We start from the raw sequence: 17,588 nt of genomic DNA, 5'->3' as shown, positions 1-17,588 counted from the left end.
AAGTTTTCGGACATGTCGTTATATGGAGGTGCGGACTTTCGCGCTGATCGCGCTCGCCTGGCTGATCGTCGCCGCCCTGTACACCGCCGGGGCCGCGGTCGCCCTGCCGCCGCTGCTGCTGCTGGCCACCGCGTCGCTGCTGCGCGGCGGCCGGACGCTGCTCGACCGGCTGATGCTCGCGTTCGGCCTGCTGCTGGGCGCGACCTGCGCGGCCGGGCTGGTCTTCGCGGTGTGGCCGTGGGGCCTGCACCCGGTCGCCGTCGCGGGCACCGCCGCGACCGCGCTGATCCTGCTGGCCGCGTGGTCGGGCCGCCGGCCGAACCTGCCCCGGCCCGGCTGGCCGGACGCGGTCGCGGCGGCGGTGGCCGGGGGCGTCGGCCTGGTCGCCGCGTGGCCGGTCTGGCACGCCGGCCCGCAGCGCCGCCTGGCGATCATGCTCGAGGGCGAGGACCTGGCCCGGCACGCCGCGGTGTTCGACGCGATCCGGCACACCGGCGGCTACCTGTTCGCCGACCGCGCGCGGGCGGGCCGCCTCGTCTACGGCGGCATGATCGACTACCCGCAGGGTTCGCACCTGCTGGCCGGGCTCCTCGACGGATTCGTGCGCTCGTCCGATCGTTCATTCGGCAGTGGTACCGGCATGCTGACCCACTACCTGGCCTACGTCCTCGGCGGGTACGTGGTGCTCGCCCTGGCCCTGGCCTGGGCCGCGCAGTGGATCGGCGCGGGCGCGCTGACCACGGCCCGGCGGCTGGTCCTCGCCGCGCTCGTCGCCGCCGCCTGCGCCGCCGGGCCGATGCTGGAGCTGCTGAGCTTCGGGTACCCCAGCCAGGTCCTCGGCCTGGCCGCCGCGGTGCTGCTGCTGGCGGTGCTGATCCGCCCGGTCGCGCGCACCCGCGACCAGCTGCTGCTGGTCGCCGCGCTGCTGGCCGCGGTCGGGTTCGTCTACTACCTGTACCTGCCGCCGGTCGCCCTGGCCGCCCTGATCTGGCTGGCGCTGCGGTGGCGCCGGCTGACCCGCCGCCCGGTCGCGCTGGTCCTGGCCGCGCTGTGCGGCGCCGCCGCGGCCGCCCCGATGACCTACGGCGTGCTCGTCGCCGACCAGGCGAGCGCGCTGTTCGCGACCGGCTACCTGGTGCTCGGCCGGGGCACCCTGCTGGCCCTGGCCGCGCTCATCGCCACCGGGCTGCTCACCGGGCGGGCCCGGCGGAGCCGGATCTGGCGGGGGTACGCCGTGACGTTCGTCCCGGTCGCCGCGTTCGCCGGCGTCCTGCTGGCCGGCCAGCGCCTGTTCGGCGTGGGCAGCGGCTACTACGCGAGCAAGGCGCTGTACCTCGTCCTCGCCCTGCTGCTGGCCGGCGCCGGCGCGGTCGCCCTGCACCTGCCCTCGCCCGCCGCCGCCCGCCGGCGCCGGTCGTTGCCGGCCGCGGTCCCGGCCCTGATCGCGATCGTCGCGCTCACCGGCGCCGCCCGCGCCGACCGCCCGCAACCGGCCACCGACTGGGCCCGGGCCTGGCTGGACGGCCCGGACCCGGCCCGCACCGCCCAGGCGGCGCTGCTGCTGGCCGCCGCCGCCCGCTTCCCGGCCCCGATCCCGACGATCGTGGTGGGCGACGACCCCGGCTACGAGTCGTACCGGCTCACGCTGTTCCTCTCCACCCTCCAGCGCACCAGCGGCGACACCGCCGGCGCGATCTACAACCACCTGCCGGTGACCTCCCCCGGCCGCCTGGACGCCTCGGTGACCTCGGTCCGCGGCCCGGTCCGTCTGCTCGCTCTCACCGACGCCGCCGAGCGGCGCGCCCGCGCGACCCGCGCCCGCCATCCGGGGTCGCGCATCGAGGTCGTCCGGGTATAGCGTGCGACGGCTGTCCCTGTGGAGGTCGCCATGTCGAAGGTGAAAGGCTCCCTGTTCGGTCTCGCATTCGGCGACGCGCTCGGCGCGCCGACGGAGTTCCTGAGCTACGAGGAGATTCTGCGGCGGTACGGCCCGAGGGGCCCCCACGACCTGCCCCCGCGCGCCACGGTCACCGACGACACGCAGATGGCCTTGGCGGTCGCCGACGCCGTGCTGAGCGCCCAGGAGGCGCCGCCGTTCACCGCCGAGCGCCTGGAGCCCCGCCTGCGCGGCCGTTTCCTGCAGTGGTGGAGCTCCGACGAGAACGACCGCGCCCCCGGCCGCACCTGCATGGACGCCTGCGCCGCCATGGCCGACGGCAAGCCCTGGTGGCAGGCGACGGTCGCCGAGTCGAAGGGCTGCGGCGCCAACATGCGCGTGGCCCCCATGGGCCTGGCGCCAACCTTGACGGACGACGAACGCGCCGGCTCCGCCCAGCTCCAGGCCGCCCTGACCCACGGCCACCCGACGGGCCTGGCCGCCTCGGAACTGACGGCCCTGGCCGTCCGCTGGCTCCTGGACGGCCTGCCGGTCGCCGAGCTCCCGGCCGCCCTGCGAGCCCGCTGCGACACCCAGCGCAAGCTCTACCGCGCCGACTGGCTGGGCGACACCCTGTGGCGCCGCCCAGGCATCGAGACCCCGGAAGACTTCATCGCCCAGGGCTGGGACGAGTGCAAGCAGGCCCTGACCGGCCTGGAGGACGCCGCCCGCCACGTAGGCCCCGACGCCGACCCCTGCACCGCCGCCGGCGCCGGCTGGGTAGCCGAGGAGGCCCTGGCCACCGCGGTATTCTGCCTGCTGCTCTTCCCCGACGCCCCGGTGGACGCCATAGCCCGCGCCGCCGCCTCCTCCGGCGACTCAGACTCGATCGCCTCCTTGACCGGCACCTTCGCCGGCGCCATCCACGGCGAGGAAGCCTGGCCCGCCGACTGGTACTCCCGCATCGAGTACCGCCCCGACCTCACCCGCCTCGCCACCGCCTGGTCCAGCTAGCCGAGATCTTGTCGAACACTTGTGCCAAGGCGTATACCGAAGGTGGTGATTTCAGCCGCGGAAAGGAGCCGCCATGAGCGCCGTGCCGCTGACCTCAGCCGGTATGGCTCCTAAGATCGGAACCATGCCGGAAGATCGCCTGGCCGAGGCCGCCGCCCTGGTGGCGCTGCTGCGGCGGCCGGGCGCCCGCTGGGCGGACATCGCGGCGGACGTGCTCGCCGAGGGGCGGGCCATGCCGGTGCTGCGCCGGGCGCTGTACTCGGGCGCGACGCTGTTCGATGACGACGACGCCTTCGACGCGGCGCTCGATGCCGCCGCCGACGAGGTCCGCGGCTGGCTGACCGAGGGCATCGCCGTGCACTGCCTCTTCGACGAGTCGTATCCGGCTCCCCTGCGCGACATCCACCAGATGCCGCCGGTGGTGTTCACCCGCGGAAGCTTGGCCGACGACCGGCGCGCGGTCGCCGTGGTCGGCACGCGCAACCCGTCCGAGCGCGGCGTGCGGACAGCGCGGCGGGCGGCGACCGCGCTCGCCCGGAGCGCCGTGACGGTCGTGTCCGGCCTGGCCAAGGGCATCGACACCGCCGCGCACGAGGCAGCGTTGGAGGCGGGCGGCCGGACGGTCGCGATCATCGGCACCGGCGTCAACCGCTCCTACCCGGCGGCGAACCGGCCGCTCCAGGACCGCATCGTGCGAGAAGGGCTCGTGCTGAGCCAATTCTGGCCCGATGCCGCTCCGACGAAGCAGACGTTCCCGATGCGCAACGCGGTCATGAGCGGATACGCCGCGGCGACCGTGGTCGTCGAAGCCACCTACCAGAGCGGCGCCCGGATGCAGGCCCGGCTGGCCCTCCAGCACGGCCGCCCGGTCGTGCTGGTCGACTCGCTGCTCGAGCACGACTGGGCACGCGACTACGCCACCCGGCCCGGCGTGTATGTGGTCGGCAACGTGGACGAGCTGCTCGCGGCCGTCGACGACATCGTCAGCCAGATCCCCGATCCTTTGGATCCGCTGGAGGGCCTGCCGCCCCTTGTCCACCGCCAATAACGACGAATACTGGGCCGTCGCCCGGCGGTCCGTCGAAACGCAGCGCATTTTCCTGCGGAATCCGCTTCCGGCGGGCCCTGGCATCTGCGCGGTCTGCCGCGGGCCGATCGACCCACGCTACGACCTGTGCTACCAATGTCGGCAGCATCGCAATGCGGCGGGCAGCGACCTGGCGGACGTCGTGGTGCCCGTCGCCTATGCCATCAAGAACGGGCAGCACGCGCACAATCTGGCGGCCTACAAGGCGCCGTATCCGTCCCGCCGGGCCCAGTTCAGCCTTTCGGCGCTCGGCCTGATGTTCCTCCGGCGGCACTGGCAATGCCTGACCGCCGCCACCGGCGGAGCGCTGACGCACGCGGCGACCGTCCCCTCGACGAGGGGACGGTCGGGTCCGCATCCGCTGGAGACCGTTCTCGCCGGGCGCGTCGGCCTGCCGCTGGTCCGGGCGACGGCCAGCTCGGCCTACTCCAACGACAACCGAGACTTCCACCGCGACCGCTTCTTCGTCGCCCCGGGAGCGGCGGCGCGAGCCCGCGTGCTGCTGCTCGACGACACCTGGACCAGTGGTGGCCGGCTGCAGTCGCTGGCCGCCGCGCTCAAGGAAGCCGGCGCGGCCGCCGTCGCGGCCGTGGTGCTGGGCCGCCACATCAATCCCGGATTCGGCCCGTCCGGACCGATGGTCGAACAGCTCCGATCGGCGCCGCCGTTCGACCTGGAGCGCTGCGGCATCGAGCGGTAGCCGGGCCGCTGGCGGCCCGGCGACGCGACCGCCCGGACCCGTGCGGGCCCGGGCGGTCGGCGGGGTTGGGCGTCAGCTGCAGCCGCTGGTGGAGCCGCAGCCCTCGCAGACGTAGCAGGAGCCGGCGGGGCGCATCTTCGTGCCGCAGGTGAAGCACAGCGGTGCGTCGGCGGCCTTGCCCTGGACCAGTTCCAGCAGTTCCGTCGAGGAGCCGGCGCGGCGCGGGGACTCGATGGCCACCTCGACCGGCTTCGGGTTCGCCGGTGCGTGCTTCTCCACCGGGGCCGAGTTGCGCATCTCGGTCAGGTCGATGTCGGACTCGCCGCCGCCGGCCTCGGCGCGCAGCTGGGCCGAGCGCTCGGACGACGTCAGGATGCCCAGCTCCGAGCGGGTGTCGAAGTCCAGGAAGTCCAGCGCCAGGCGGCGGAAGATGTAGTCCATGACCGAACTGGCCAGCCGGATGTCCGGGTCGTCGGTCATGCCGGCCGGCTCGAAGCGCATGTTCACGAACTTCGTGACGTAGGTCTCCAGCGGCACGCCGTACTGCAGGCCGATCGAGATCGCCACCGAGAAGGCGTCCATGACGCCGGCCAGGGTGGAGCCCTGCTTCGACATCTTCAGGAAGACCTCGCCGAGGCCGTCGTCCGGGTAGGACGACGCGGTCAGGTAGCCCTCGGCGCCGGCGACGGAGAACGAGACCGTGGAGCTCGGACGCTTCTTCGGCAGCCGCTTGCGGACCGGGCGGTACTCGATCACCTTCTCGGTCTTCACGACCTCCTGGACGACCGGCGCGGGCTCCTCCGCCTTCTTGGACGAGACCGCGGACAGGGGCTGGCCGACCTTGCAGTTGTCGCGGTAGATGGCCAGGGCCTTGATGCCGAGCTTCCAGCCCTGGTAGTAGATCTCCTCGACGTCCTCGACGGTCGCCGACTCCGGCATGTTGACCGTCTTGGAGATGGCGCCGGAGATGAACGGCTGGATCGCCGCCATCATCCGCACGTGGCCCATCGGCGCGATGGTCCGCTCGCCCATGGCGCAGTCGAAGACGCTGTAGTGCTCGGGGCGCAGCCCCGGGGCGTCGACGACGTGGCCGTGCGACGAGATGTGCTCGACGATCGCTTCGATCTGTTCTTCCTGGTACCCCAGGGTGCGCAGCGCCCGCGGCACGGTCTGGTTGACGATCTGCATCGACCCGCCGCCGACGAGCTTCTTGAACTTCACCAGGGCCAGGTCGGGCTCGACGCCGGTGGTGTCGCAGTCCATCATCAGCCCGATGGTGCCGGTCGGGGCGAGCACGCTGGCCTGCGCGTTACGCCAGCCGTTCTTGGCGCCGATCTCGTTGCCCAGGGCCCACTGCGCCGTCGCGGCCTCCTTGACGGCGATGTCGACGGCACCGACGGTACCGATGGCATCGTTGGCGGCGGCGTGCTTGTGCATGACCCGCTGGTGGGCGGTCGCGTTGCGCGCGTAGCCGTCGTAGGCGCCAACCACGCCGGCCAGCTCGGCCGAGCGGCGGTAGGCGGTGCCCGACATCAGGCTGCTGATCGCCGCCGCGACGGCCCGGCCGCCCTCGGAGTCGTAGGCGAGGCCGCTGGCCATGAGGAGCGCGCCCAGGTTGGCGTAGCCGATGCCGAGCTGGCGGTACGCGCGGCTGGTCTCACCGATCTTCTCGGTCGGGAAGTCGGCGAAGCAGATCGAGATGTCCATCGCCGTGATCACGAGCTCGACCGACTTGACGAACTTCTCGACGTCGAACGTGCCGTCGGTGCCCAGGTACTTCAGCAGGTTGAGCGAGGCCAGGTTGCAGCTGGAGTTGTCCAGGTGCATGTACTCGCTGCACGGGTTCGACGCGGTGATCCGCCCGGTCTCCGGGCAGGTGTGCCAGTCGTTGATCGTGTCGTCGTACTGGATGCCGGGGTCGGCGCACTCCCACGCCGCCTGGGCGATCTTGTGGAACAGCTGCTTGCCCTTGACGGTCGACACGACGCTGCCGTCGAGCCGGGCCCGCAGCCCGAACTCGGTGTCGTCCTCGACCGAGCGCATGAACTCGCCGGAGACCCGCACGGAGTTGTTGGCGTTCTGGTACTGAACGCTGACGATGTCCTTGCCGCCGAGGTCCATGTCGAACCCGGCGTCGCGCAGCGCGCGGATCTTGTCCTCCTCGCGCGCCTTCGTCTCGATGAACTCCTCCACGTCGGGGTGGTCGACGTCGAGGATGACCATCTTCGCCGCCCGCCGGGTGGCGCCGCCGCTCTTGATGGTGCCGGCGGAGGCGTCCGCGCCGCGCATGAACGACACCGGCCCGCTCGCGGTGCCGCCGCTGGTCAGCAGCTCCTTGGACGAGCGGATCCGGGACAGGTTGACGCCGGAGCCGGAGCCGCCCTTGAAGATCAAGCCCTCCTCCTTGTACCAGTCGAGGATCGAGTCCATCGAGTCGTCGACGGCCAGGATGAAGCAGGCGCTGACCTGCTGCGGCGACGGCGTGCCGACGTTGAACCACACCGGCGAGTTGAAGCTGAACACCTGGTGCAGCAGCATCCAGGTCAGCTCATGGCCGAAGATCTCGGCGTCCTGCTCGGTGGCGAAGTAGCCGTACTCCTGCCCGGCCCGCTGGTAGGTCGACACGACCCGGTCGATCAGCTGGCGCAGCGACTGCTCGCGCGCCGGGGTGCCGACCGCACCGCGGAAGTACTTGGTGGTGACGATGTTGGCGGCGTTGACGCTCCACGCCGTCGGAAACTCGACCCCCCGCTGCTCGAAGTTGATCGAGCCGTCCCGCCAGTTCGTCATGACGACGTCGCGGCGCTCCCACGCCACCTCGTCGTACGGGTGCACACCCGCCGTCGTCCAGACCCGCTCGATCCGCAGCCCCTCCCGCTGATCCTTGCGTGCCGACGCCTTCGTCTTCGTCTCCCCCGCCATCCGCGGCCCCCTCATCAGCGTTGTGTTCACGTTTGTTCGTTTTCGCGGCTTCGGTACGGCCACTGCCTACCGCCGCGCATGCTCACTTTGTGAGCGTTTTTCGCTTTTGTCCGCGGCCGGGACAGTCTCCCGCCCGGCCATGGCCCCTCGTTCTTCCGCGCTCCCCCGGCAAAGGCCCGCCCGTCACCGGGCCGGCCCCGTTCGCTCTCGTGAAGTTTCGTCCGCCTCGCGCGAGTGCGGCCCGTGTTGCGTCGCCGCGTCAGCCCGCCCCGCGCCCGCCGCGCCCGGCGGCGCTCAAGGCCCCGTCGACCGGCGGCCCTCCGTCGTGTGGATGGTGGCTCGGCGGCTCGCCCCGGCCGGCCGCCCCAGCCTCGCGACCCGCCCCAGCCTCGCGACCCGGCCCGGCCTCGTGACCCGGCCCTTTGGCCGCCCCGGCCTCGTGACCCGCCCCAGCCTCGCGACCCGGCCCTTTGGCCGCCTGGGACCCGGCCCGCAGGGCGGCGATCTCGCGCTCGAAGTCGCCGAGCGAGTCGAACGACCGGTAGACGCTGGCGAACCGCAGATACGCGACCTCGTCGAGCTCCCGCAGCGGCGCCAGGATGGCCAGGCCGACCTCGTGGCTGGGCAGCTCGGCGGCGCCGCGGGCGCGCACCGTCTCCTCGACCTTCTGGGCCAGCAGCGCGATGGAATCCTCGTCGACCGGCCGGCCCTGGCACGCCTTGCGCACCCCGGCGATGATCTTCGACCGGCTGAACGGCTCGGTCACCCCACTGCGCTTGACCACGGCGAGCACCGCCTCCTCGACGGTGGTGAACCGCCGGCCGCACTCCGGGCAGGACCGGCGCCGACGGATGATCTGGCCATCCTCGGCCTCCCGCGAGTCGACGACTCGCGAGTCGGCGTGCCGGCAGTACGGACACCGCATGTCGATGGACCTCTCTCATAGTACGCCGGAAATATCCGGTTTGACGGCACGCAGAGCCGGGCGGGCGCCCGCCGAGGCGAACTCCGCCGAACAACTACGGTCGGTGATCGGTGTCTGCCGATTCCACAACCTGTGGTCGACTTACACCCCTGTAACTACTACATCTAGGGGTAGACGCTATGCCGACGCCTACGCCGGCGCAAGTCAAACGCCGATACCGACCCGTTTGTGTCGCGCGTCTCAACAGGCCGGACGCCACCGGCGCGGAATCACCGCAGGTCAGCGCGTGCGAGGCAGGACGAGCCGCTGCCCGGCGTCGATACTGTAGCCGTCCAGATGGTTGAGACGGCGGATCTCCTCGACCGTCGCGTCGCGCCCTTGCCGTCCGCGACTGCGGCTCGCGATGTCCCACAGCGTGTCGCCCGGCTGGACGATGACCACCGGAGCCGGCCCCGGCGGGTCGGCCGCCTGACCGGGCGCCGACAGCAGCGCGGCGAGCCCGCCCACGAGACCGAGCAGGAGGCAGAACAGGACGACCCGCCCCCGCCGGGTCAGCCGGATCGGCGGCTTTTCATGCGTGTTTGCGGCCCATCGTCCCATGTCGGCCCCCTCGTCCGTACATCCGTTCGATAGAACAGCCGTACGATGGTCTACCAGAGCGGGGAGACCGATGTCGAGCCAACTCGCCGAAAATTTGGCGCGCCACGTAGTACAGATGTTTGAAACTGTCGTACCTCGGCGATACGGTGATCCACACACGATCCCAACGCGGATCGGACAACTCGTCCGGCGCGCATCGCGATCGGCACAACCGCATCTAGTACCGCAGCAAACTGGACAACACGACCGAATGCGACAACCGGCTCCGTCGCACCCGCCGCGGAGCCCGGGTGACGGGCCGCCCCACGGCCCGTCCGCAGGCGCGGCGCCGGCCCGCCCTGCCAACACGAGGGAGGACGACGTGTCAGCCGACGACATCACCGGCGCATCCGCGAGCGAGCCGGACGAGATGATCGACGCCCCCGGCGCCGAGGTCACCGCCATCGGCGGCCGCTCCGGCTCCCGGCGCGCCACCCGCCGCCGCGGCGGCGAGCCGGAGATGCGCGCGGTCACCGCCGTGGTCAGCGCCTTCCCCGACCTGTTCGCCGCCGACCTGACCGTCCGCCAGCGCCGCATCCTGGAGTTCATCCGCGCCGCCGTCGAGCGCAACGGCTACCCGCCGAGCGTCCGCGAGATCGGCGAGGCCGTCGGCCTGGTCTCCCCGTCCAGCGTCGCCTACCAACTCAAGGAACTGGAGCGCAAGGGCTACCTGCGCCGCGACCCCAACCGCCCCCGCGCCGTCGACGTCCGCCCCCCGAGCGAGCTCGTCACCGTCGACGAGGAGGCCGCCCGCGCCGCCCGCCCCGCTCCCGCCTACGTCCCGGTCCTCGGCCGCATCGCCGCCGGCGGCCCGATCCTCGCCGAGCAGGCCGTCGAGGACGTCTTCCCCCTCCCCCGCGAACTGGTCGGCGAGGGCACCCTCTTCATGCTGCAAGTCAAGGGCGACTCAATGCTCGACGCCGCCATCTGCGACGGCGACTGGGTAGTGGTCCGCCAACAGCCCACCGCCAACAACGGCGACATCGTCGCCGCCATGCTGGAGGGCGAGGCCACCGTGAAGACCTACCGCAACCGCGACGGCCACGTCTGGCTCATGCCCCAGAACGCCGCCTTCGACCCCATCCCCGGCGACCACGCCACCATCCTGGGCCGCGTCGTCACAGTCGTCCGCCGCATCTGACCCCGGGGCTCTCCCTCTCTCTCTCTCTCCCCCCCCCCGGGCCCCGGGCCCCCGGCCCCAGCACCCGGCCGGCTCGCCGCGCCCTACCGACCCCCAGCGCCCCCGCACCGCCCACCGCAGTGCACCGCCAGCACCGAGCGCCCCACCGGACCGGGCGCACCGCACCGCCGCACCGCCCCGCACCACCGGACCCGGCGCGCCGCACCCCACCGCCCCGCCCCGCCCCGCCGCGGCGCAGCGCACCACCGCACCGCAGCGCACCGCCAGCGCCTAGCCCCGCCGGACCCGGCGCACCGCCGCCCCACCGCACCGCCCACCGCGGCGCAGCGCACCGCCAGTGTGGGGCGCAGCGCACCGCCGACCCGCCGTGGGGCAGGCGCGACAGGGCGGCGGCGTGGCGTGCTGGCCGCGGCTGCGATCGGCTCGGCGACGAGCGCGACCGCCGAGGTCACCCCCGGAGCGGGCCGCCCGCCCTCAGGCGACCCGGCCCAGCAAGCGGCCGCCGCACGCCATACGCGCCTGGGCCCACCGCCGCGACCACTGCACGCCGGACACCCCAGCCGCCGCCCGAGCCCCGCCTCACCATCCATCCCTGGGCGGCACCGTTCTGTCGCCGGGCACACTGCTACACCAGCGGCCGCCGGTGCGCCCCTCATGCCGCGGCGATTGGATGGCCGTCCGTCAGCCAGCATCGGCCGGGCAGGTCCCGCGCAACCAAAAGTCTCCGTGATCATGCCGCACGCGCGCCCGCACCACGGCTTTTTCATGATCGCGGAGCGAACGTGTACACATAGGTACCTTATGTCTCCAAGATCAGCGCAAAACGCCGTTCCGCGATGGTGGCACGCATGATCCCGGAGACTTCTGGTCGGCCGGGCTCAGCGACCTCGCGGCGCCGCTGAGAGACCGCACCGGCGTCACGCCGTCGAACGGTCCGCAGCGACGGCAGACCCGCTAGGCGCGCACCCCTCAAGGAGCAGACCTCAAGGAACCGGCTCGCCTCAACGGGCCGGGTCCTGCCGTCAGCTCGCGCAAGGCCAACCCCAACCGCCGGCGACACCTCTGACGCGAGCGACGCCGCCCACACGGAGCGACGCCCCGCCCGCACGAGCGACGCCCCGCCCGCACGAGCGACGCCCCGCCCGCACGAGCGACGCCCCGCCCGCACGAGCGACGCCCCGCCCGCACGAGCGACGCCCCGCCCGCACGAGCGACGCCCCGCCCGCACGAGCGACGCCCCGCCCGCACGAGCGGCGCCTCCCGCACGGGGCTCGCGGGTGGAGGGTGGCTGGTCAGCGGTGAGGGGCGTAGCCGCCGCGCTGGTCGTGGTTCGACGGCGGAGGGCCCTGGGCGAAGCCGCGCGGTGATTGGCGGTCGTAGTCGGACTGTGGGCCGTAGCCGCCGCGGTCGCCGGCGCCTGGGCTGCCTCCGCCGCCGTAGACGTTGCCGCCCGTCGGTCCGCCACCGCCAGGGCCGCCATCACCGCCATCGCCGCCCGAGCCACCGCCGCCGGAGCCACCGCCGCCGCGACCGCCGCCGGAGCCACCGCCGCTCGGGCCGCGACCGCCGCCAGAGCCGGAGCCGCCGGAGCCGCGACCGCCGCCGGAACCGGAGCCGGAGCCGCGGCCGCCTCCGCCGACGCTGGCAGAGCCGCGGCCGCTACCCGAGCCACCGCCGCCGCCTCCTGGACCGGCGCCATAGACGTTGCCGCCGCCGGGACCGCTGCCCGGCTGGCCACCTCCGCCCGGACCGCCGGCGCCTCGGCCGCCGGACGGGGCGTTGCCGGAAGAGCCGCCGCCGTAGACGTTGCCGCCGCCCGCGCCGCCCGCGCCGCCACCGCCCGCGCCGCCGCCGGGACCACCGCCGCCCGGGCCGGGACCGCCGCCGCCCGGGCCGCCGCCGCTGCCGGGACTGCGGCCGCCGGGTGGGGCGTTGCCGGAGGAGCCGCCGTAGACGTTGCCGCCGCCGGGGCCGCCGGGGCCGCCGGGGCCTGGGGCGGTGGGGGCGCGGCCGGAGGAGCGGGCGTTGCCCGGGGAGGCGGCGCCGTAGACGTTGCCGCCGGCGGCGCCAGGGGAGCCGGGGGCGCCGGCGGGGGCGGCGCCGCCGTAGACGTTGCCGGGGGCCGAGTTGGCGGCGGGGCGGGCGGAGCCGCCGTAGACGTTGCCGCCGGGGGCGCCGGGAGGGCCGCCGACCGTGGCCGGCATGCCGAACTCGTGCTCCGGGTCGTCGGCGGGGGTGCGGGAAGGCGTGGCGGGGCCGGCCAGGCGGCGGGCGGCGCGGGAGCGGCGGATGCCGATGACGCCGGCGATAACCAGGCCCAGGCCCAGCAGGCCGATGGCGGAGACCGCGTAGGTGATGTCCTGCAGCGTCACCGACTGCAGGAACGACTTGTCTTTCGGCTTGGAGGTCGGCGAGCTGCCGCCCGTGCCGGTGCCGGCGGCAGCCACCTGGAAGTCCGTCGGCGTGTACTTCAACAGCGGCGTCTTCTTCGTCGTGTCCTGGTCGGAGGCGGTGACGTAGTTCTTGCCGTCCGGCGTGTAGGTGATCGACTCGCCCTGTGGCTCGTTGGGCAGCGGGGTGATGCGCGGCTTGCCGCTGGTGATCGCCTTGACCACGTCGCCGCCGGGGACGTCGAACTCGTAGGCGTCCGAGTAGGTGCGCACGACGACCTTCGAGCCGTCGGGCGAGGCCGCCGCGCCGGTCACCACCTTCTCGCCGACCAGGCCGAACGGGTTGGCGGTCTTGGTGTCCTGCGTGGTGAAGGTGCCGACCTTCTTGAGCTTGACCATCTGCGCGGAGCTGGGCTTCTCGACGCCGGGCACGAGCGGGCCCTCGGGGACATACACCTCGATCGGCGGCGTCTTGGTGATGATCACCGGCAGGCCGTCGCCGTTGATGAGCAGGGCCTCGGCGTCGTGCTTCTTGCCGTCCGGATAGGTGAGGCGGTTGATGGTGGGCTGGCCGGCGTTGGCCGCCATGGTCCAGATCGCGACCGAGGAGCGGGCCTCCTTCTGGCCGCCGCTCGCCTCGTCGTTGTCGCCGATGTCGGCGATGTAGAGCGTGCCGTTCTTGTCGAGGGCGAGGTCCTCGGGGTCGCGGGCCGGGAACGGATAGGCGATCGTCTTGGTCAGCTTGCAGGCGTTGTCCAGCACATAGATCTTGGGCTTGGCCGGGGCGAGCTGGCTGTCCTGGACCGCGTAGTAGCCGCTCTGGGTGGCCACCAGCCCGGAGATCTCATTGACGTCCTTCGGGTTGGGCGCGCAGACCGACGTGCCCGCCGCGGGTGACGGTGCGTGAGCCGCGGCCGGTGCGGACACCCCGGCCGACAGACAAATCACCGCACTCGCACAGAGCACCACCCGAACTCGCATCGCACAAGTTTGGCAGAGCCGGACCGGGATTGGGGGCACGCGGTCCGGCTGTCACCCACGGTAATCGGGAAAACGCTATGAGGACATGGCAAATGGGGCAAGCTCCGCGGCGAGCCCCTCGGTGACCCGGGCCCGGATGCGGGTGCCCTCGGCCAGGTGGGAGGTCTCCAGGACCTCGCCGATCGAGTGCACCCGGGCGACCAGGTCGCCGCGCTCGTAGGGCACCACCGCGGTCAGCTCGATCGCCGGCCAGGGCAGCTTGCGCTCCACCGCCGCGCGAACGTCGTCGATGCCAGCGCCGGTGCGCGCGGAGGCGAGGACCGCCTCGGGCCACAGGCCCTTGAGCCGCAGCTGGGTCTCCTCGTCGGCGGCGTCCAGCTTGTTGATCACCAGCAGCTCCGGCACCGCGTCGGCGCCGACCTCGGCCAGCACCTCGCGGACCGCCCGCACCTGGGCCTCGGGGTCCGGGTGCGAGCCGTCGACCACGTGCAGCACCAGGTCGGCCTCGGCGACCTCCTCCAGGGTGGACCGGAAGGCCTCGACCAGCTGGTGGGGCAGGTGGCGGACGAACCCGACCGTGTCGGACAGCGTGTAGATCCGCCCGTCCGCGGCGCGGGCCCGCCGGGTGGTGGTGTCCAGGGTGGCGAACAGCGCGTCCTCGACCAGCACGCCCGCCCCGGTCAGCCGGTTGAGCAGGCTGGACTTGCCCGCGTTGGTGTAGCCGGCGATGGCCACCGCGGGCACCCGGTTGCGCCGGCGGGTGGCGCGCTTGGTGTCGCGGATCGTCGCCATCGCGGCGATCTCGCGCTTGAGCCGCGCGATGCGGGTGCGGATGCGCCGCCGGTCGATCTCCAGCTTGGTCTCACCCGGGCCGCGCAGGCCCACGCCGCCGTTGCCGCTGGCCGAGCCGCCGGCCTGGCGGCTGAGCGCCTCACCCCAGCCGCGCAGCCTCGGCAGGAAATACTGCAGCTGCGCCAGCTCGACCTGGGCCTTGCCCTCCTTGCTCTTGGCGTGCTGGGCGAAGATGTCCAGGATCAGCGCCGTGCGGTCGATGACCTTGACGTTGACCTGCGACTCCAGCGTGCGCAGCTGCGAGGGGGACAGCTCGCCGTCGCAGATGACGGTGTCGGCGCCGCTGACCCGCACGACCGAGCGCAGCTCGTCGACCTTGCCCCGGCCGATGAACGTGGACGGGTCGGGCCGGCCGCGGCGCTGGATGAGGCCGTCGAGCACCTGGGAGCCGGCGGTCTCGGCAAGCGCGGCCAGCTCGGTCAGGGAGTTCTCGGCGTCGGTGACGGTCCCCTCGGTCCACACCCCGACGAGCACGACCCGCTCCAGGCGCAGCTGCCGGTACTCGACCTCGGTGACGTCGGCGAGCTCCGTGGACAGTCCGGCGACCCGCCGCAGGGCGTGCCGCTCCTCGAGCTCCAGATCGAGCTCGACGTCGTCGACGAAGTCCGTCGCGTCGTAGGCGTCCGCGGAAAAACGCAAGATGATCTCCTCGGTGGGGTAACGCTCAACCCGTCAATCCTGACACCTCCGGCCCGTGGTGGCACTTGATATCCACACGGCGCCCACCCGGTGCGGCCGGCGGGTGATCGGCGGGGTGAGAATGGGTCCGTGACACCTGTTACACACAGACTGCCCAGCGCCGGGTTTTCGATCACCATCCGCGTCTCCGTCATCGCCGACGCCACCGCCATCGGCCGCCTCACCACCGCCGTCGGCGACGCCGGCGGGATCGTGACCGCCGTCGACGTCGTCGACTCCGACAGCAACAACGTCGTCGTCGACCTCACCTGCGACACCGCCGACTCCTCCCACGCCGAGCAGGTCGTCGCCGGCCTGGAGAAGCTCGACGGGGTCGACGTGCGCAAGGTCTCCGACCGCACGTTCCTGCTGCACCTCGGCGGCAAGATCGAGGTCGCCCCCAAGGTCGCACTGCGCAACCGCGACGAGCTCTCCCGGGCGTACACGCCCGGCGTGGCCCGGGTCTGCCTGGCCATCGCCGAGAACCCGGACGACGCCCGCCGGCTGACCATCAAGCGCAACACGGTCGCCGTGGTCACCGACGGCTCGGCGGTGCTAGGCCTGGGCAACATCGGGCCCTATGCCGCCATGCCGGTCATGGAGGGCAAGGCCGCGCTGTTCAAGCGCTTCGGCGGGGTCGACGCCTGGCCGGTCGTGCTCGACACGCAGGACACCGAAGAGATCATCTCGATCGTCCGGGCGATCGCCCCGGCGTACGGCGGAATCAACCTCGAGGACATCGCCGCCCCGCGCTGCTTCGAGATCGAGCAGCGGCTGCGCGACCAGCTCGACATCCCGGTCTTCCACGACGACCAGCACGGCACCGCGATCTGCGTGCTGGCCGCGCTCACCAACGCGCTGCGCGTGGTCGGCAAGCCGATCGGCCAGGTCCGCGTGGTGGTCAGCGGCGCCGGCGCGGCCGGCACCGCGATCATGAAGCTGCTGCTCAAGCAGGGCGTCGGCGACGTGATCGCCACCGACCGGCCGGGCGCGCTGCACCGCGGCATGACCGGGCTGAGCGACGCCTGGCAGTGGCTGGCGGAGAACACGAACAAGGACAACTACGCGGGCGACCTGCGCGGGGCGCTGCGCGGCGCCGACGTGTTCATCGGGGTGAGCGCGCCCAACCTGCTCACCGGCGCCGACATCGCCACGATGGCGCCCGACTCGATCGTGTTCGCGCTGGCCAACCCCGACCCGGAGGTCGACCCGCGGGAGGCCCGCGAGCACGCCGCGATCGTCGCGACCGGCCGCTCCGACCAGCCGAACCAGATCAACAACGTGCTGGCCTTCCCCGGGGTGTTCCGGGGCATGCTCGACGCGCAGGCGCGCGAGTTCACCGACGCGATGGCCCTGGCCGCGGCCCGGGCGATCGCCGACACGGTGGGCGAGGACAAGCTCAACCCGACGGTCATCGTGCCGAGCGTCTTCGACGCGCGCGTGGCACCGGCCGTCGCCGCCGCCGTGCGGGCCGCGGCGAAGGGGCCGGTGCTGGACTCGACCCCCGACGGGATCGAAAAGCCCTACGAGGAGTAGGTGGGCGCGAGCTGCCGGATGGCCTGCGCGTCGACGTCGCCGTGGGCGACGATGACCGCGGGCCCCCGCAGCAGGCACTCGCTCGGCGTCGAGGTCACCGTCAGCCGCCCGCCGGGCAGGTCGACGACGACCACGCCGGCCTCGAGGCCCGCGTGGTGCAGCGCCACCGCGGCGACCGCGCACGCGCCGGAGCCGCAGGACTGGGTCTCGCCGGAGCCGCGCTCGTAGACGCGCATCCGCCGGTAGAGGTCCGCGCCGACCGGCGCCGAGCCCACCGCGGCGAACTCGACGTTGACCCCGGCCGGGAAGATCAGCGGGTCGACCGAGGGCGCGCGGGCCAGGTCGAGGCCCTCCAGCGTCGGCTCGTCGACCGGGCAGACCAGGTGCGGGTTGCCGACGTCGACCGCCGTGCCGCGGAAGGTCGCCCCGTTGGTCGCGGCCTCACTCTCGACGTACACCCGCGGAACCGGCATTCCGGCGGTGATCTCCTCGCCCATGGTGACCGGCACCACACCCGCGCGGGTGACGAGGTCGAACGATCCCTCCGGGTCGGCCAGGCCGGCCTCGGCCAGGTATCGCGCGTAGACGCGCACCCCGTTGCCGCACATCTCCGACTGCGAGCCGTCGGCGTTCCAGTAGTCCATGAACCACTCCGCGCCGGCCGCGGACGCCTCCGCCTCCGGGTGGGCGGCGCTGCGCACCACGCGCAGCACGCCGTCGGCGCCGATGCCGCGGCGCCGGTCGCACAGGGCGGCGACCAGGGCCGGGGTCAGCGGCAGGGTGCCGTCGGGGTCGGGCAGGATGACGAAGTCGTTGCCCGTGCCGTGGCCTTTCGCGAAGCGCATGG

11 protein-coding genes and 1 pseudogene are annotated in these 17,588 nt (G+C 73.0%); 6 read left to right on the top strand and 6 right to left on the bottom strand.

Annotated elements, in window-relative coordinates:
- The first annotated feature begins 22 nt into the window (after positions 1-22).
- The 4 genes from ACQPXD_RS08245 (at position 23) to ACQPXD_RS08230 (ending at position 4,677) form a co-directional block, all read left to right on the top strand.
- Positions 23-1,858: a hypothetical protein gene (locus tag ACQPXD_RS08245; protein WP_432836370.1), complete on the top strand. Its 1,836-nt coding sequence runs from the start codon at positions 23-25 to the stop codon at positions 1,856-1,858.
- A 30-nt stretch (positions 1,859-1,888) separates the two neighbouring features.
- A complete protein-coding gene (locus ACQPXD_RS08240; RefSeq protein WP_432836368.1) occupies positions 1,889-2,890 on the top strand; it encodes an ADP-ribosylglycohydrolase family protein in 1,002 nt (333 codons plus the stop codon).
- Between the two features lie 124 nt (positions 2,891-3,014).
- A complete protein-coding gene (locus tag ACQPXD_RS08235) occupies positions 3,015-3,938 on the top strand; it encodes a DNA-processing protein DprA (RefSeq protein ID WP_432836366.1) in 924 nt (307 codons plus the stop codon).
- Positions 3,939-4,122: 184 nt separating this feature from the next.
- Complete coding sequence (locus tag ACQPXD_RS08230; RefSeq protein ID WP_432836364.1) at positions 4,123-4,677, top strand: hypothetical protein; 555 nt, start codon at positions 4,123-4,125, stop codon at positions 4,675-4,677.
- A gap of 72 nt (positions 4,678-4,749) precedes the next feature.
- Here ACQPXD_RS08230 and ACQPXD_RS08225 read toward each other — a convergent pair whose 3' ends face one another.
- The 3 genes and pseudogenes from ACQPXD_RS08225 to ACQPXD_RS08215 all read right to left on the bottom strand — a co-directional run bounded on the left by ACQPXD_RS08225 (position 4,750) and on the right by ACQPXD_RS08215 (position 9,124).
- Complete coding sequence (locus ACQPXD_RS08225; protein WP_432836362.1) at positions 4,750-7,599, bottom strand: vitamin B12-dependent ribonucleotide reductase; 2,850 nt, start codon at positions 7,597-7,599, stop codon at positions 4,750-4,752.
- A gap of 466 nt (positions 7,600-8,065) precedes the next feature.
- Positions 8,066-8,524 (bottom strand): annotated as a pseudogene (gene nrdR / locus ACQPXD_RS08220) (transcriptional regulator NrdR); the annotation flags it as partial.
- A gap of 279 nt (positions 8,525-8,803) precedes the next feature.
- Complete coding sequence (locus ACQPXD_RS08215) at positions 8,804-9,124, bottom strand: LysM peptidoglycan-binding domain-containing protein (RefSeq protein WP_432836360.1); 321 nt, start codon at positions 9,122-9,124, stop codon at positions 8,804-8,806.
- 409 nt (positions 9,125-9,533) lie between these two features.
- Here ACQPXD_RS08215 and lexA point away from each other — a divergent pair, with 409 nt between their 5' ends.
- On the top strand, positions 9,534-10,304 hold the full coding sequence (lexA, locus tag ACQPXD_RS08210; RefSeq protein WP_432843723.1) for a transcriptional repressor LexA: 771 nt from the start codon (positions 9,534-9,536) through the stop codon (positions 10,302-10,304).
- A 1,292-nt stretch (positions 10,305-11,596) separates the two neighbouring features.
- Here the strand turns inward: lexA and ACQPXD_RS08205 are convergent.
- Complete coding sequence (locus ACQPXD_RS08205; protein WP_432836358.1) at positions 11,597-13,675, bottom strand: hypothetical protein; 2,079 nt, start codon at positions 13,673-13,675, stop codon at positions 11,597-11,599.
- Between the two features lie 75 nt (positions 13,676-13,750).
- Positions 13,751-15,106, bottom strand: coding sequence for a GTPase HflX (hflX, locus tag ACQPXD_RS08200; RefSeq protein ID WP_432843721.1), 1,356 nt, complete (start codon positions 15,104-15,106; stop codon positions 13,751-13,753).
- Between the two features lie 189 nt (positions 15,107-15,295).
- Between hflX and ACQPXD_RS08195 the strand changes: the two genes are divergently transcribed.
- Entirely contained in the window at positions 15,296-16,741 is a 1,446-nt protein-coding gene (locus ACQPXD_RS08195) for an NAD-dependent malic enzyme (protein ID WP_432836356.1), read from the top strand.
- Here ACQPXD_RS08195 and dapF read toward each other — a convergent pair.
- Complete coding sequence (dapF, locus tag ACQPXD_RS08190; RefSeq protein WP_432836354.1) at positions 16,729-17,586, bottom strand: diaminopimelate epimerase; 858 nt, start codon at positions 17,584-17,586, stop codon at positions 16,729-16,731. The genes ACQPXD_RS08195 and dapF overlap by 13 nt on opposite strands.
- Positions 17,587-17,588: the final 2 nt, after the last annotated feature.

It is taken from the genome of Dactylosporangium sp. CA-092794, assembly GCF_050948465.1.
Classification (GTDB): domain Bacteria; phylum Actinomycetota; class Actinomycetes; order Mycobacteriales; family Micromonosporaceae; genus Dactylosporangium.
The sequence above is the reverse complement of the archived record's forward strand: the minus strand, read 5'-3'. Positions and strand labels throughout refer to the sequence as shown.